Raw genomic sequence first — 14,234 nt, 5'->3', positions numbered from 1 at the left:
CCCCGAACAAGTGCGCGCCTGGCGCGCCTTGTCAGCCGATTCCCCCATCGGCGCGTAGGAAGCCCGGCCGGCTCCCCCTCCGGCCGGGCTTTTCACCCCCGCCCCGTCGCATCGCGCGCGCGTGGCGAGTGCGACTTTCTGTGACCTTCCGGGACCGTTTCGGTGGCGCACCGGGGGCCTGCCCCTGGTGCGGCTCGGCCCGCCGCAAGCGTGCAAACCATTGGATTGTCGTGCGTTTCACCCCCCAACCTGCACGGATGATGCGGGAAAAGGGCGGGCGTCTTCGGGCGCCCTCATTCTTTTGTGAAATGGAGACTATGTAATGCGTAAGATGATGATCGCCGCTGCTGCGGCCGTGACTGCCGTCGCCACCCCCGCCGCCGCCCAGGTCGGCAATTCGCAGGGGCTCGTCGCCGTTCAGATCCAGAACGTCGACATCCTCAACAACTTCCTCAACGACACGCAGATCGCCGCCCTGAACAACATCGGCCTGCCGATCACCGTCCAGGCGCCGATCAGCGTCGCCGCCAACGTCTGCGGCACCACGGTCAACGCGCTGGGTGCGCTGCGCAAGGAAGGCAATGCCACCTGCAACGCGACCAGCGGCTCGGCCGCGCTGGCGGACGTCGTCCAGCGCCAGAAGCTCAAGCAGAACAAGTAAGCTCGCGTAACTTGAGCGATGGGGCCCGGCGGAATCAAACCCGCCGGGCCCTTTGTCATGTGGGTGGCCGGCCTGGCCCCGCTTTAGGCGGTCAGGCGCCCATGATGCCAACGATCGCGAAGGCCGGGTAAAGCGCGATCTGGTAGAGCAGGAAGGCGATGTTGATGCGCTTGCCGGGCAGCAGGATCGCGCCCGCCATGCCCAGGCTGAACGCGCTCAGCGCAAGCATCGTCTTGGGAGCGCCAAAGGGGTCGAGGCCGATCGCCTGCTGCCCCGCCAGCGCGACGATGTTGCAGGTGTACATGCCCCCCAGCAGCCAGCGTTTGTGCCGCCAGTAATAAGCGTCGAGGTCGGGCCACAGGTCGAGGTCGTCGGGAAAGACGATCTGGGCGATGAGGTAATAGATGCCGAACACCAGGAGCCCGACCATCAGGCTGAGGAAGTTGACCGGCACCGCTTCGCGGACCTGCCATGCGACCATCCAGAAGCTCGTCAGGTCGAAGGCGATGAGCAGAGCGAGCAAGGGCGTCAGCCAGCCGACGCGGATCTTGTGCCGCAACTCGATCACCGTGCCGAGCCCGCTGATCACCTCGGCCAGGGCAAGTCCCATCAGCAGCCCGAACAAGGAAAAGACGAAGCTGAAACTGTCCATCCCGCCGCCCCCGTCTCGACGGCACCAGGTGTAGGGCAAGCCAGGCCGCGCCGCTACGGCGCGACTATGCTATGCCCAGCGGCGGCAATCGAGGAGAGTAGAGTCGTGACCATTCTCGCCAGGCTTCTGACCGCGGCCGCCATCGCCGCTTCCGCTGCTGCCCCGGTGGCGGCACAATATCCCTATGCAGCGCCATACCCCGCGCCGTACCCGGCACCCTACCCGGCCCAGCCTTATGGCGGGAATGTCATCGGCCAGGTGCTCGATCAGATCCTTGGCGGCCGTTACGCCGGCAACGACCGTACCGCCATCCAGCAATGCGCCGCCGCGGCGGTGGCCCAGGCCGCGAATCAATATAGCGGCTACGGCGGCGGCTATGGCTACCCGCAGCCCTACGGCGGTGGCTACGCCAATCCCTACGCTGCGAATATCCGCGTTACCGCCATTACCGACGTCGAACGCCGCTCCGACGGGCTGCGTATCCGCGGCCTCATGTCGAGCGGCATGAACGTCAACCAGTACGGGCAATATGGGCAATATGTGGGGCCGACCTACAGCGGCGGCGGCGACCTGACCTTCCGCTGCACCGTCGACTATCGCGGTTATGTCCGCGACGTCAGGGTGCGTCGGCGCTAGGCTGCTTGCGGGGCGGTTTTGGCGGCACCAGCCGAGGATTCAGGCGCTGCTGGATGTCGGCGCGGATCCGCGGACCGCTCAAATGCGCCGCCACCTGGAGGTAGCCCTCTTGGGTGAGCTTGCGTCGGACTTCGTCGACCGACCCGGATTCGGCGGCGAGCTGATACGCTCGCTCGATAATGTTCACGTCATGCACGGGCCATATTCTAGCCCGTAACGGCGGTGAAACAACTGCTTTGCGTTATCGGATTTCCGCGACCGGCTGAATGACCGCGCAGGCAATGCGCGCGCCGCTGTTGCCGCTGGGGTCGGTGACATTGTCGTCGGCCGCAGCGTGCAGCACCAGCGCCGCGCCATCGGCGTCGAGCATCGAGCCGGCGGTGCCCGGAATCGTGCCCAGATTGGCGCCGCTGACCGTCACCGTCTCCCCGAGCACGCCATTGGCGGCGACCGAAACGTTGGGCAGGTCGCCGGCATGCGGGCCGGCAGGGTTGCTGAGCCCGTGCTTGCGGCTTGCCGGGTTCCAGTGGGATCCGGCGCTGTCGAACGTCGGGCCTTCGCAGCGCCCAACGGCGTGGACGTGGATGCCGTGAACGCCATGCGGCAGGCCGGTGGCGTCAACCCGGAAGCTGACCCCGCCCGCAGTCTGCCAGGCACGAACGGTGCCAATGGTCTGGCCGGCGGCGTTGATCAGCGGCATCGGCGCGCCCCCGGTCGGTTCGTCGACCGAGCAAGCGGCGAGGGTGGCGATGGCAGCGGCGGGGAGAAGGAGCTTATGCATGAGAAGCACAACACAGGAGGACAGGGATCGTTTCCCCCATCCGATATGGCTGAGCTTGTCGAAGCCCTGCCCTTTTAACAGGCGAAAGAGAAAGACAGTCCTTCGACAAGCTCAGGAAATCGGCTGGGTTAGTCGTCGCGCTTCTCGATCCGCGCCAACACAGCGTCGACCTGCACCTGCGCACCGGCGGTCGCGTTCAATTCCGCCACCGTGCCGTCGAACGGCGCGGTCAGGCTATGCTCCATCTTCATCGCCTCGAGCGTCAATAGCCGCTGGCCCTTGACCACGGCATCCCCCGCCGCGACCTCGACCGCCGTGACCTTGCCCGGCATAGGCGCGAGGATTGCGCCGTCGCCTGCACTCACCCCGGCGACGCCGCGGGACGTCAGCGCGAATTCGAAGGCGCTTCCTTCGTGAAACACGACGACGCGCTCGCCATCGCGGAAGCCGCTGATGTCGGCGATGTCGCCATCGGCGGCCGCGACCCTGGCCGCCTGTCCGCCAAAGCCGAGCGCCACGCTGCTTTGCGGCGCCGCGTTGAGCCGGAAGCCTGACAGGCCGGAGAGCGGCTCGTCCTCGTCCACCGCCAGCGCGACCATGGCTGCCCCGCGGCGAACGCTGTCGTCCGGCTCAGCGCTGCCGACGAGCTGGTCGAGGTTGCGCTCGATAAACCCGGTGTCGATCCGCGCCGCGATGAAGTCCTCATCAAGCAAGGCGTTGAACAGGAAGTTGGCGTTGGTGCGGACGGGCCAGACTTCGACGCCGTCGAGGATCGCAGCAAGCTCGTCGATCGCCTCGTCACGGCTCTCGCCTGACGCCACCAGCTTCGCGATCATCGGGTCGTAGAATGGCGAGATCGCATCGCCTTCCTCGACCCCCGTTTCGATGCGTCCGTCGTCGCCGAGGTGGAAATGCTCAAGCCGCCCGACGCTCGGCAGGAACCCCTTCGCCGGGTCTTCGGCGTACAGCCGAGCTTCCATCGCCCAGCCGGTAATGCTCAGTTCGCTTTGCTTCTTCGGCAGCGGTTCACCCGACGCCACGCGCAATTGCCATTCGACCAAGTCCTGCCCGGTGATCTCCTCGGTCACGGGATGCTCGACCTGCAGGCGCGTGTTCATTTCCATGAACCAGATGCGGTCGGCGCGCAGGCCCTCGCTGGCGTCGGCGATGAACTCGATCGTCCCCGCGGCTTCGTAATTCACCGCCTGCGCCGCGCGCACCGCTGCCCCGCACACCGCCTCGCGAGTCGCTTCGTCCATGCCCGGCGCGGGGGCTTCCTCGATTACCTTCTGGTGGCGACGCTGGAGCGAGCAGTCGCGCTCGAACAGATGAACGACGTTGCCGTGGCTGTCGCCGAAGACCTGCACCTCGATATGCCGCGGGCTTTCGATCCACTTTTCGAGCAGCACGACGTCGTTGCCGAAGCTCGACGCCGCCTCGCGCTTGCAGCTGTCGAGCGCGTCTTCGAAATCCGTCGCGGCATCGACCTTGCGCATCCCCTTGCCGCCGCCACCCGCAACCGCCTTGATCAGCACCGGATAGCCGATCGCATCGGCTTCCTGCCGCAGCCGCGCGGGGGACTGGTCCTCGCCGAGATAGCCCGGCGTCACCGGCACGCCAGCCTCGGCCATCAGGGTCTTGGCGGCGTCCTTCAGCCCCATGGCGCGGATCGAGTCCGGCTTGGGCCCAACCCAGATCAGACCGGCATTGATCACCGCCTGCGCGAAGTCCGCATTCTCGCTGAGGAAGCCGTACCCAGGGTGGATCGCCTCCGCGCCCGTTTCTTTTGCGGCCGCGATGATCTTGTCGCCGACCAGATAGCTTTCCACTGCCGGGCTCGGCCCGATGTGCACCGCCTCGTCGGCCATGCGCACATGCAGCGCCTTGGCGTCCGCATCGGAGTAAACCGCGACCGTCCGCACCCCCATTTCCCGCGCAGTGCGGATGATGCGACAAGCGATTTCGCCGCGGTTGGCGATGAGCAGCGACTGGATCATGACGCGCCGCTTTGCCCGCCCGGCGCACGCTTGGAAAGTGCGGGCTTTGGCGCCGCGTCGCGGTCGATCTCGCGGAAGCGCGGCTGCTCGGGCCAGGCGGCGCGGAAATGGTCGGCGATACGCTTGATGTCGGCGCGATAATCGCCGCTCGGGTGGATCACCGGCCCGATCGCGCCGATGCGCCGCTTCCGGTCGATCCACGCCAGGACGATCGGCACGCCGGCGCCGAGCGCGATATGGTAGAAGCCCGACTTCCACCGCCCGTCGCTGTCGCGCGTGCCTTCAGGGGCGATGACCAAAGCGAGCTCGTCATGCTTGGCGAATTCGGCAACAACCTGGTCGACGTAATTGGCGCGCTTCGTCCGGTCGACGGGGATGCCGCCCATGTCGAGCATGAAGCGCTTCAACGGCCAGCGAAACAGGCTGTGCTTGCCGATATAGCTCGGCCGGACGCCCAGCTGATCGACCGCGCCGAGGAAGATGGCGAAATCCCAATTCGAGGTGTGTGGCCCGCCGGCGATGATGAACTTCTTGTCCGCCGGCACCGCGCCCGTGATGCGCCATCCCCGCAGGCGATAGACGGCGATAAGCGCCCGGCGCACGAGGCGCGAGAGGAGGGAGGGTGACGTCAGGACTGCGACTTACAAATCTCCCCGCTACGGGGAGGGGGACCGCCAGCCGCAGGCTGGTGGTGGAGGGGTGAACGTTGGTCGCAGGCCAGCACGATCGCCGCAATGGCTCCCGCCAAATTCGAAAGGATCTCGCGCGCCGGGATCCTGATCACTTCGAAACCGCGCGACCGCAGAAACGCATCGCGACGAACGTCGCGCTCGGGCCGATTGCCGCGGTCATGAGCGGCCCCGTCAATCTCGATCACCAGTCGGCGGTCCAGGCAGGCGAAATCGACGACGCAGTTGCTGATCGGATGCTGACGACGAAACTTGTAAGCGCCGGGGCGCTTGCGCAATTCGCGCCAGAGGACGACTTCGGGGAGATTGCCCGATCGGCGTTCCCACTTGGCGCGTGCAAAAGCCGCAGTGCTGGCGACCAGTACCCCTCCACCACGCCGCTTCGCGCCGCGGTCCCCCTCCCCGTTTCGGGGAGGTTCTTCAGCCTGCCTGCTTGCTGTCATCACATCCGGAACACGCCGAACTGCGCCCGTTCGGGGATCGGCGCGTTCAGCGTCGCGGCGAACGCCAGCCCCAACACATCCCGCGTCTGCACGGGGTCGATGATGCCGTCGTCCCACAGCCGCGCGGTGGCGTGCCACGGGTTGCCCTGCGCTTCGTAATCGTCGCGGATCGGCTGCTTGAAGGCCTCGGCTTGTTCGGGGGTCCAGCTATCGGCGTCGCGGTGGACCGTGGCGAGGACGCTCGCTGCCTGCTCGCCGCCCATCACACTAATGCGGGCGTTCGGCCAGGTGAACAGAAAGCGGGGGCTGTAGGCGCGGCCGGCCATGCCGTAATTGCCCGCCCCGAAGCTGCCGCCGATCAGCACGGTGATCTTGGGCACCTGCGCGGTGGCGACCGCGGTGACCAGCTTGGCGCCGTGCTTGGCGATGCCTTCGGACTCGTACTTTCCGCCAACCATGAAGCCGCTGATGTTCTGCAGGAACAGCAAGGGCACGCGGCGCTGGCAGGCGAGTTCGATGAAGTGCGCGCCCTTGACCGCAGACTCGCTGAAAAGGACGCCGTTGTTGGCGAGGATCGCGACGGGCATCCCCCAGATGTGCGCGAAGCCGGTGACGAGGCTCGGCCCGTACAGCGGCTTGAATTCGTGGAACTCGCTGCCGTCGACGATGCGGGCAATGATCTCGTGCACGTCATAGGGCGCGCGAACGTCCTCGGGGATGATGCCGTAAAGCTCTTCGGGGTCGAAGTGGGGCGGTCTTGGCTCCTTTAACCCGTTCGTGCTGAGCGAAGTCGAAGCGCGCCCTTCGACTTCGCTCAGGACGAACGAGGTTGGGAGCGTGGACACGATATCCCGCACGATCGTCAGCGCATGCTCGTCATTCTCGGCAAGATGATCGACCACGCCGCTTTTCCGCGCGTGGAGGTCGCCGCCGCCGAGATCCTCGGCGCTGATTTCCTCGCCCGTGGCGGCCTTGACCAGCGGCGGTCCGGCGAGGAAGATCGTGCCCTGGTTGCGGACGATGACGCTCTCGTCGCTCATCGCCGGCACGTAGGCACCGCCCGCGGTGCAGCTGCCCATCACGCAGGCGATTTGCGGGATGCCCTTCGAACTCATCTGCGCCTGGTTGAAGAAGATGCGGCCGAAGTGATCGCGGTCGGGAAAGACCTCGGCCTGGTGCGGCAGGTTGGCGCCGCCACTGTCGACCAGATAGATGCACGGCAGCCGGTTCTCGAGCGCGATTTCCTGTGCGCGGAGGTGCTTCTTCACCGTCATCGGGAAGTAGGTCCCGCCCTTCACTGTCGCGTCGTTGCAGACGATCATCACCTGCCGTCCGCTGACGCGCCCGATCCCCGCGATCATCCCGCGCCGGGGACTTCGCCATCGTACATGTCGCATGCGGCGAGCTGCCCGATTTCGAGGAAGGGCGAGCCCGGATCGAGCAGCCGCTCGACGCGCTCGCGGGGCAGCAATTTGCCGCGCGCAACGTGCCGCTCGCGATGCTTTTCCTTACCGCCCTTCGCGGCCTCGGCGACGTCGTCGCGCAATTTTCGCGCCAGCGCGCGATTGTGCTTGGCACGCGCGAGATATCCCTCGCCCGACGTGTCGATCTTGCTGTCCAGCCGCGGTGCGCTCATGCGCCGATCAGCTCCCGCCCGATCAGCATGCGACGGATCTCGTTGGTGCCCGCGCCGATGTCGAGCAGCTTGGCGTCGCGGTAATAACGCTCGACCGGCCAATCCTTCGTGTAGCCCGCGCCGCCCAGTGCCTGCACCGCCTCGTTGGCGACCTTCACCGCATTCTCGCTGGCCAGCAGGATCGCGCCCGCGGCGTCGTGACGCGTGGTCTTGCCCGCGTCGCATGCCCGCGCGACTTGGTAGACGTAGGCGCGCGATGAATTGAGCGCGACATACATGTCGGCGATCTTAGCCTGCATCAGCTGGAAGGTGCCGATCGGCTTGCCGAACTGCTTGCGCTCGCGGACGTAGGGGATGACGGTGTCGAGGCACGCCTGCATGACGCCGATCTGGATTCCGGCGAGCACCGTGCGTTCGTAGTCGAGCCCGCTCATCAGCACCGCGACGCCTTCATTCTCCTCGCCGAGGATGTTCTCGGGCGGGACGAAGCAATCGTTGAACACCAGCTCGTTGGTCGGTGACCCACGCATGCCGAGCTTGTCCATCTTCTGGCCGATGGAGAAGCCGTCCATGCCTTTTTCGATCAGGAAAGTGGTGATTCCGCGGCTTCCCTCGCCGGTCTTGGCGTAGACGACCAGCGTATCGGCGTAGCCGCCGTTGGTGATCCAGAATTTGGTGCCGTTGAGGCGGTAGCCATTGCCGCTCTTTTCGGCCTTGAGCTTCATGCCGACGACGTCGCTGCCCGCCCCCGCCTCGCTCATTGCCAGCGATCCGACATGCTCGCCGCTGATCAGCTTGGGGAGGTATTTCTGCTTCTGCTCGGCGTTGCCCCATCGGCGGATCTGATTGACGCAGAGGTTGGAGTGCGCGCCGTAGCTGAGGCCAACCGAGGCCGACGCCCGCGCGACTTCCTCCTGCGCCACCACATGCTCGAGATAGCCGAGGCCGAGCCCGCCATATTCTTCCTCGACCGTAATCCCGTGCAAGCCGAGCTCGCCCATCTGCGGCCACAACTCGCGCGGGAATTCATCGCTTTCGTCGATCTTGGCAGCGATCGGCGCGATCTTGTCGGCGGCGAAGCGCTGGGTGCTGTCGCGGATGGTGTCGGCCATCTCGCCGAGGTCGAAATCGAGGGATGCGTCTGTCATGTAGCGCCGACTAGCATTGCGGTTTGAACAAGGCGAGCCGACGCCTTATGTGCGCTGCAGCAAATCAGCCCGTCGCGAGGAGCGGAGTGACGCGGCGATCCAGCTGGATTGCTTCGCTTCGCTCGCAATGACGCCCAATGGAGCACCAACATGGCCACTTCCGCCGACCCGACCGTCATCCTTTCGATTGCTCGCACCCCGATGGGCGCCATGCAGGGCGCGCTCGCCGATGTCTCCGCGACCGATCTCGGGGCGACGGCAGTCAAGGCGGCAGTCGAACGCGCGGGCGTCAGCGGCGAGGATATCGACCGCATTTACATGGGCTGCGTGCTTCCCGCTGGCCTCGGTCAGGCGCCGGCGCGCCAGGCGGCGCTCAAGGCGGGCCTGCCCAAGTCCGTCCAGGCGACCACGGTCAACAAGGTCTGCGGATCGGGCATGCAGACGGTGATCATGGGCGACGAGGCAATCGCCGCGGGCAACGCCAACTTCATCATCGCCGGCGGCATGGAGAGCATGACCAACGCCCCTTATCTGCTCAAGAAGCACCGTTCGGGCGCGCGGATCGGCCATGACACGGCCTACGATCACATGTTCCTCGACGGGCTCGAGGATGCCTACGAAGAGGGCCGCGCGATGGGCAGCTTCGCCCAGTGCACCGCCGACGAATATCAGCTCACTCGCCAGCAGATGGACGATTATGCGATCGAGAGCCTCAATCGCGCCAAATCTGCGATCGACAAGGGCGGGTTCAAGGACGAGATCGTGCCGGTGACGATCAGCAGCCGCAAGGGCGAGACGATCGTCGATACCGACGAAGCGCCGGGCCGCGGCCGCCCCGACAAGATTCCGCAGCTGAAGCCCGCCTTCGCCAAGGAAGGTACGATCACCGCCGCGACCTCATCGTCGATTTCCGACGGCGCCGCCGCGGTCGTGCTCACCAGCGAATCCAAAGCACGCGAAAAGGGCCTCGAGCCGGTCGCGCGCATCGTCGCGACCGCGGCCCATGCGCAGGAGCCGGCGCAGTTCACCGTCGCCCCGATCGGCGCGATCGAGAAGCTGCTCGACAAGGCCGGCTGGAAGGCCAGCGACGTCGATTTGTGGGAAGTCAACGAGGCGTTCGCCTGCGTCGCGATGTTCGCGATGAAGGACCTCGGCATCCCGCACGATAAGATCAATGTCCACGGCGGCGCCACCGCGCTCGGCCACCCCATCGGCGCCAGCGGCACGCGCATCCTCGTGACCCTCGTCAACGCGCTCAAGGGCAAGGGGCTTAAGAAGGGCGTCGCCAGCCTGTGCATCGGCGGTGGTGAAGCGACGGCGGTTGCAGTGGAGCTAATCTAAGCCGTCCATTGCCAGGGAGCGTAGCGACGCGGCAATCCACGCGCTGGATTGCTTAGCTACGCTCGCAATGACGGGTCGCTACTTCTTCCCCGCATAGGCCCAGCACTCCACCTCGACCCGCGCCCCGACGGCCAAGCCGTCGGCGCCGAACGCGCTGCGCGCCGGCATTCGGCCAGGCTTGAAATAGGGCATGTAGATTTTGTTGAACGCGGGCCAATTGGCCATGTCGTCGAGCATCACCGTGCATTTGACGAGGTCGTCGTGGGTCAGGCCACGCGCCTTCAGGATCGCGCCGATGTTGTCCATGACCTGCTTGGCTTCGGCGTCGAAGGTCGCGGGGACCTTGCCGTCGATCAGGCCGAGCTGGCCCGACAAATAGAGCGTGTCGCCGACCTTGACCGCGTCGCTGAACGGCAGCGGCGTGTTGCCGAGGTTGGGGCGGCCGAAATATTCGGGCGGCGCCGCGCCGGCGGCGGTGGCGACGAGCAATGCGGCGGCGGCAACGATCGATTTCATGTCAGTCCCCCTATGAGGGGCTGATCTTAATCCACGACCTCGTTCGGCGCCACGCCCCAGATGTCGCCGGTACGGATAAAGCCGCGCCTTTTGCCCACTTCGATCCGGCACCAGCCGTTAGAGCACTTGTCGATCCGCCCGACGACGCCCGGTTCGGCACGGTAACGGACACCGGCGCCCTCGCCCGGCTCGCTGCGGATGTCGCGCGGGGCGCCCGGCTTGACCATCGCGGTGCGGCGGTCGCTGAGCAACGTCACCAGCATCCAGCCCTTGGCGCCGTCCGGATCCTCGATCAGCCGCCAATTGGGATAGATTTTGAGCACCCGCACCGGCAGGTCGCGGCGCTTGTAGAGCCAGATGCCGGGGTAATTGCGGCCCGGTCCCGTGCGCATCATTGCCTCGCCGCTGGCGATCGATGCCCAATAGGGCGGTTGCTTGTCCTGCGCGGCGGCGGGGGCCGCGACCGTGATCATCAGCAACGCAGCGACCGCTCCCCAAAGCCGCATCACGCCCCCGTGCGGATTCGCTCGACGAGCTGCTTCACCGTTGGGACGAAGCCGTTCGAATAGAAAGGGTCGGTCTTGAAGCGGAATGCAGCGTGACCCGCGAACATCAGATTGTTGTCGACCGGCCCGCCGTGCGCGATGTCCTGCAGCGTCTTCTGGATGCAGAAGCTGCGCGGATCGGCCAGCCGCCCGGTCGAATTCTTCTCATTGTCCGCCCAAGATGAGAAGGAGCATTGCGACAGGCAGCCCATGCATTCGGCCTGGTCGGTGCGGATCTGCTTTTCTTCCTCCGGCGTGACGAAGACGAGCGTGTCGTCGGGCGTCTTCATCGCATTGGTGTAGCCGGCCGCATACCATTCGCGCGCATGCTGCAGGTCGCCTTTGGTCACCCAGTAATTCTTCTTCGTGCCGATCCCGACATCAAGCTCGAAATGATGGTCGCCGATCGCGTCCTTGGTGTAGGCGACCTGGCGCTCGCTGCGCGCTTCGAGGTTGCGCAGGAACGGGTTGCGCACCGCCGACGAATAGAAGCCGGTCGGCGAGAAACGGTGCAGTAACACATCGCCTTCCTCGAGCGTCATCAGCCGCGCCTTCCACTCGGCCGGGATGGGGCTTTCCTGCGTCAGCAGCGGGCGTGTGCCGAACTGGAAGACGATCTGCCCAAGCTCGGGATTGCCGATCCAATCTTCCCATTCGTCGAGCCGCCAGACGCCGCCCGCCATGACGATCGGGACGCTGTCCGCAATGCCATTGTCGCGCATCGTCTGGCGCAGCGCGGCAACGCGCGGATACGGGTCCTGCGGTTGCCGCGGGTCCTCGGCATTGGACAAGCCATTATGCCCACCCGCCAGCCACGGATCTTCATAGACCACCGCAGCGAGCCATTCAGCCGCCTTGGAGTAAGCGCGCTTCCACAAGGCGCTGAAGGCACGCGCGGAACTGATGATCGGCAGATAGCTGACGCCGTAGGATGCCGCGATCTCGCTCAGCTTGTACGGCATGCCCGCGCCGCAGGTGACGCCGCTGACCAGGCCTTTGGTGCGTTCCAAGACGCCATGCAGCACGCGCTGCGCGCCGCCCATTTCCCACAGCACGTTGATGTTGATGGCGCCGTTGCCGCCAGCCATTTCATAAGCGCGCTCGACCTGCGCCACCGCGCCGTCGACGGCATATTTGATCAGCTCTTCATGCCGCCCGCGCCGGGTAAGCTCGGCATAGACTTGCGGCACGATCCGTCCTTCGGGATCATAGCTGTCGGCATTGACGGCACTCACGGTGCCGATACCGCCCGCCGCGGCCCACGCGCCCGAGCTCGCGTGATTGGTCGCCGACACGCCTTTGCCGCCTTCGACCAGCGGCCAGACTTCCTTGCCGGCGTAGATGATGGGCTGCAGGCCCTTGAACAACACGTCTCTCCTAAGCTTTCGCGGGCCTATACAAGTGCTTCCTGTGCGAAGCGAATGAATTGCGGCGCTTGCTTGGGGTTCCTAGGTGAGGGCGTAATCGAGGCCGATATCGACCGCCGGTGCCGATTGCGTGATGCGCCCCACCGAGATGAAGTCGACGCCGGTTTCGGCAATGCCGCGGATAGTGTCGAGATTGACGCCGCCCGACGCTTCCAGCGGGACCCGCCCCGCGACGAGCGCGACGGCTTCGCACAGCACGGGCACCGGCATGTTGTCGAGCAACAGGCGGTCCGCGCCCGCGGCCAACGCCGGTTCGATCTGGTCGATGCGGTCGACCTCGACTTGCACCTGTAGGCCGGTATTCGCCGCCTTCGCCCGGCCCACCGCCTCGGCAACCCCGCCGCAGACGGCAACGTGATTGTCCTTGATGAGGACGCCGTCATCCAGCCGCATGCGGTGATTCTGCGCTCCACCCATACGCGCCGCATATTTTTCGAGGATGCGCAGGCCCGGCGTCGTCTTGCGCGTGTCGAGCAGGACCGCGCCCGTGCCCGCGATGGCGTCGATATAGCGCCGGGTAAACGTCGCTATGCCCGACAGATGCTGAAGCGTGTTCAAGGCGGATCGCTCGGCCGTCAGCATGGCGCGCGCGGCGCCCGACAAGCGCATCAGGTCCGCCCCTGCGGGAACACGATCTCCATCGGCGGCCATCGCCGCGAGATCGACTTGGGGATCGAGCTTGCGGAAGAAGGCAGCGGCGATCTCCAGCCCCGCAATGACGATCTCCTCGCGGCTGTCCATCACCGCCGTGAAGCGCGCTTCCTCGGCGATGGTGGCGGCAGACGTCACGTCGCCACCCTGGCCCAGATCTTCGGCCAGCGTACGCTGGACGAAGCCGTCGAGATCAAAGCCGGGCGGAAGTGTCATGACCGGCGTCTAGGCGAGCGGCGGCAGCGGGGACAAGTCAGTGCGCTGGCTCGGCCGCCTTGCCCGATTTCCAGCGGCCATCCTGCCACTGGAACTTCTCGGCGTCCGCGGGACAGAACCTGTCGGACTGCCAGTGGTTGACGGTGATCGTCACCGCGCCGTCGCCGACATCGATGGTATTGAAGCTCTGATCCTGTTCGCGCACGCGGGTCGAGGTCGCGGTGCCTGCCTGAACCACCAGGGTGCCGCCGGCGCGCGTCACCAGATCGCCCGCTTCATGGGTCGAGGCATGATGGTTATGACCGGCGAGAAGCATGTCCACCCCCGCATCCTGGACCGCGTCGAGCGCGAGTTCCTGGCGCCCAATGGCCGGAGTCAGATCGTCCCCAACCTGAAGCGCGAACAGCGGATGATGCGTGACGAGGATACGGAAGGATTGCTCGGGCACGCGCGCAAAAGTGTTGCGGATGAAGGCGACCTGCTCCTCGTTCAGGCGGCCGTCCTTGAAGGTCAGCGAACGCGCGGTGTTGAGCCCGAGCACGGCAACGCCCGGAAGCTCATGGAAGGGACAAAGCGTCTCGTCGATATAGCGGCGGTAGCGCGTCAGCGGCGACAGGAAACGCCGCAGAACGTCGTACAAGGGGACGTCGTGGTTCCCCGGAACGCCAAGCACCTCGACGCCGGTCTGGCGGATACGATCGAGGAATCGGCACGCTTCTTCGAACTGTTCGGTGCGCGCACGCTGCGTGAAGTCGCCGCTGATGACGACCAGGTCGGGCTTGAGGTCGGCAACGCTGGTTTCGACGGCGGCAACCAGCCGGTCGTCGTGCGCGCCGAAATGCAGGTCGGAAAGATGAACTAAGCGGGCCACGGCACGAAAAACGCGCCCTGGCCC

The 14,234-nt window shown here is 65.8% G+C and carries 15 protein-coding genes and 1 pseudogene; 3 read left to right on the top strand and 13 right to left on the bottom strand.

The window, feature by feature from the left end; all coding sequences use genetic code 11:
• Positions 1-322: 322 nt before the first annotated feature.
• Entirely contained in the window at positions 323-661 is a 339-nt protein-coding gene (locus H9L13_RS05530) for a chaplin family protein (RefSeq protein ID WP_187539731.1), read from the top strand.
• A 91-nt stretch (positions 662-752) separates the two neighbouring features.
• Here the strand turns inward: H9L13_RS05530 and H9L13_RS05525 are convergent, their stop codons facing one another.
• Entirely contained in the window at positions 753-1,313 is a 561-nt protein-coding gene (locus H9L13_RS05525) for a hypothetical protein (protein ID WP_187539729.1), read from the bottom strand.
• Positions 1,314-1,418: 105 nt separating this feature from the next.
• On the opposite strand from H9L13_RS05525, the gene H9L13_RS05520 reads away from it, so the two are divergent.
• Positions 1,419-1,949 carry a hypothetical protein gene (locus H9L13_RS05520; RefSeq protein ID WP_187539727.1) on the top strand — a complete coding sequence of 177 codons (531 nt, stop codon included), beginning with the start codon at positions 1,419-1,421 and terminating at the stop codon, positions 1,947-1,949.
• On the opposite strand, the gene H9L13_RS05515 is transcribed toward H9L13_RS05520, so the two are convergent.
• The 7 genes and pseudogenes from H9L13_RS05515 to H9L13_RS05485 all read right to left on the bottom strand — a co-directional run bounded on the left by H9L13_RS05515 (position 1,930) and on the right by H9L13_RS05485 (position 8,643).
• A complete protein-coding gene (locus H9L13_RS05515) occupies positions 1,930-2,145 on the bottom strand; it encodes a hypothetical protein (protein WP_187539725.1) in 216 nt (71 codons plus the stop codon). The genes H9L13_RS05520 and H9L13_RS05515 overlap by 20 nt on opposite strands.
• A 45-nt stretch (positions 2,146-2,190) precedes the next feature.
• The gene (locus tag H9L13_RS05510; RefSeq protein ID WP_187539723.1) at positions 2,191-2,730 is read right to left on the bottom strand and encodes a superoxide dismutase family protein; all 540 of its coding nucleotides are present in this window, start codon (positions 2,728-2,730) and stop codon (positions 2,191-2,193) included.
• Positions 2,731-2,858: 128 nt separating this feature from the next.
• Complete coding sequence (locus H9L13_RS05505; RefSeq protein WP_187539722.1) at positions 2,859-4,727, bottom strand: acetyl-CoA carboxylase biotin carboxylase subunit; 1,869 nt, start codon at positions 4,725-4,727, stop codon at positions 2,859-2,861.
• Positions 4,724-5,329: a lysophospholipid acyltransferase family protein gene (locus tag H9L13_RS05500; RefSeq protein WP_235091218.1), complete on the bottom strand. Its 606-nt coding sequence runs from the start codon at positions 5,327-5,329 to the stop codon at positions 4,724-4,726. Before H9L13_RS05500 ends, H9L13_RS05505 begins: the two co-directional genes overlap by 4 nt.
• Before the next feature lie 26 nt (positions 5,330-5,355).
• Positions 5,356-5,859 carry an endonuclease domain-containing protein gene (locus H9L13_RS05495; protein ID WP_187539720.1) on the bottom strand — a complete coding sequence of 168 codons (504 nt, stop codon included), beginning with the start codon at positions 5,857-5,859 and terminating at the stop codon, positions 5,356-5,358.
• Positions 5,859-7,495, bottom strand: a pseudogene (locus H9L13_RS05490) (carboxyl transferase domain-containing protein). Before H9L13_RS05490 ends, H9L13_RS05495 begins: the two are co-directional and overlap by 1 nt.
• On the bottom strand, positions 7,492-8,643 hold the full coding sequence (locus tag H9L13_RS05485) for an isovaleryl-CoA dehydrogenase (RefSeq protein ID WP_187539718.1): 1,152 nt from the start codon (positions 8,641-8,643) through the stop codon (positions 7,492-7,494). The pseudogene H9L13_RS05490 and the gene H9L13_RS05485 overlap by 4 nt, the downstream one beginning before the upstream one ends.
• 150 nt (positions 8,644-8,793) lie before the next feature.
• Here H9L13_RS05485 and H9L13_RS05480 point away from each other — a divergent pair, with 150 nt between their 5' ends.
• Complete coding sequence (locus tag H9L13_RS05480; protein ID WP_187539716.1) at positions 8,794-9,984, top strand: thiolase family protein; 1,191 nt, start codon at positions 8,794-8,796, stop codon at positions 9,982-9,984.
• 78 nt (positions 9,985-10,062) lie between these two features.
• On the opposite strand, the gene H9L13_RS05475 is transcribed toward H9L13_RS05480, so the two are convergent.
• From H9L13_RS05475 to H9L13_RS05455, 5 genes are all read right to left on the bottom strand, one after another.
• Complete coding sequence (locus H9L13_RS05475; RefSeq protein WP_187539714.1) at positions 10,063-10,500, bottom strand: RidA family protein; 438 nt, start codon at positions 10,498-10,500, stop codon at positions 10,063-10,065.
• A 26-nt stretch (positions 10,501-10,526) separates the two neighbouring features.
• Entirely contained in the window at positions 10,527-11,006 is a 480-nt protein-coding gene (locus H9L13_RS05470) for an SH3 domain-containing protein (RefSeq protein ID WP_187539712.1), read from the bottom strand.
• Positions 11,006-12,412, bottom strand: a complete 1,407-nt coding sequence (locus H9L13_RS05465; protein ID WP_187539710.1) for an NAD(P)H-dependent flavin oxidoreductase — start codon at positions 12,410-12,412, stop codon at positions 11,006-11,008. Before H9L13_RS05465 ends, H9L13_RS05470 begins: the two co-directional genes overlap by 1 nt.
• A gap of 81 nt (positions 12,413-12,493) precedes the next feature.
• Positions 12,494-13,339 (bottom strand): carboxylating nicotinate-nucleotide diphosphorylase, encoded by an 846-nt coding sequence (gene nadC / locus H9L13_RS05460; RefSeq protein ID WP_187539708.1) that lies wholly within the window; start codon positions 13,337-13,339, stop codon positions 12,494-12,496.
• A 37-nt stretch (positions 13,340-13,376) separates the two neighbouring features.
• Positions 13,377-14,210 (bottom strand): metallophosphoesterase family protein, encoded by an 834-nt coding sequence (locus tag H9L13_RS05455; protein WP_187539706.1) that lies wholly within the window; start codon positions 14,208-14,210, stop codon positions 13,377-13,379.
• Positions 14,211-14,234 lie beyond the last annotated feature (24 nt).

Origin of the sequence: Sphingomonas lutea, from assembly GCF_014396785.1 — a bacterium.
In the GTDB taxonomy this organism is placed as follows: Bacteria; Pseudomonadota; Alphaproteobacteria; order Sphingomonadales; family Sphingomonadaceae; genus Sphingomicrobium; species Sphingomicrobium luteum.
This window is presented reverse-complemented; position numbering and strand designations above follow the sequence as displayed.

Excerpts from the sequence above, each read along its gene's own strand:
- H9L13_RS05510 (WP_187539723.1), bottom strand. The coding sequence starts at position 2,730 with ATGCATAAGCTCCTTCTCCCCGCCGCTGCCATCGCCACCCTCGCCGCT.
- H9L13_RS05505 (WP_187539722.1), bottom strand. The coding sequence starts at position 4,727 with ATGATCCAGTCGCTGCTCATCGCCAACCGCGGCGAAATCGCTTGTCGC.
- H9L13_RS05475 (WP_187539714.1), bottom strand. The coding sequence starts at position 10,500 with ATGAAATCGATCGTTGCCGCCGCCGCATTGCTCGTCGCCACCGCCGCC.
- H9L13_RS05480 (WP_187539716.1), top strand. The coding sequence starts at position 8,794 with ATGGCCACTTCCGCCGACCCGACCGTCATCCTTTCGATTGCTCGCACC.
- H9L13_RS05470 (WP_187539712.1), bottom strand. The coding sequence starts at position 11,006 with ATGCGGCTTTGGGGAGCGGTCGCTGCGTTGCTGATGATCACGGTCGCG.
- H9L13_RS05530 (WP_187539731.1), top strand. The coding sequence starts at position 323 with ATGCGTAAGATGATGATCGCCGCTGCTGCGGCCGTGACTGCCGTCGCC.
- H9L13_RS05525 (WP_187539729.1), bottom strand. The coding sequence starts at position 1,313 with ATGGACAGTTTCAGCTTCGTCTTTTCCTTGTTCGGGCTGCTGATGGGA.
- H9L13_RS05485 (WP_187539718.1), bottom strand. The coding sequence starts at position 8,643 with ATGACAGACGCATCCCTCGATTTCGACCTCGGCGAGATGGCCGACACC.
- nadC (WP_187539708.1), bottom strand. The coding sequence starts at position 13,339 with ATGACACTTCCGCCCGGCTTTGATCTCGACGGCTTCGTCCAGCGTACG.
- H9L13_RS05495 (WP_187539720.1), bottom strand. The coding sequence starts at position 5,859 with ATGACAGCAAGCAGGCAGGCTGAAGAACCTCCCCGAAACGGGGAGGGG.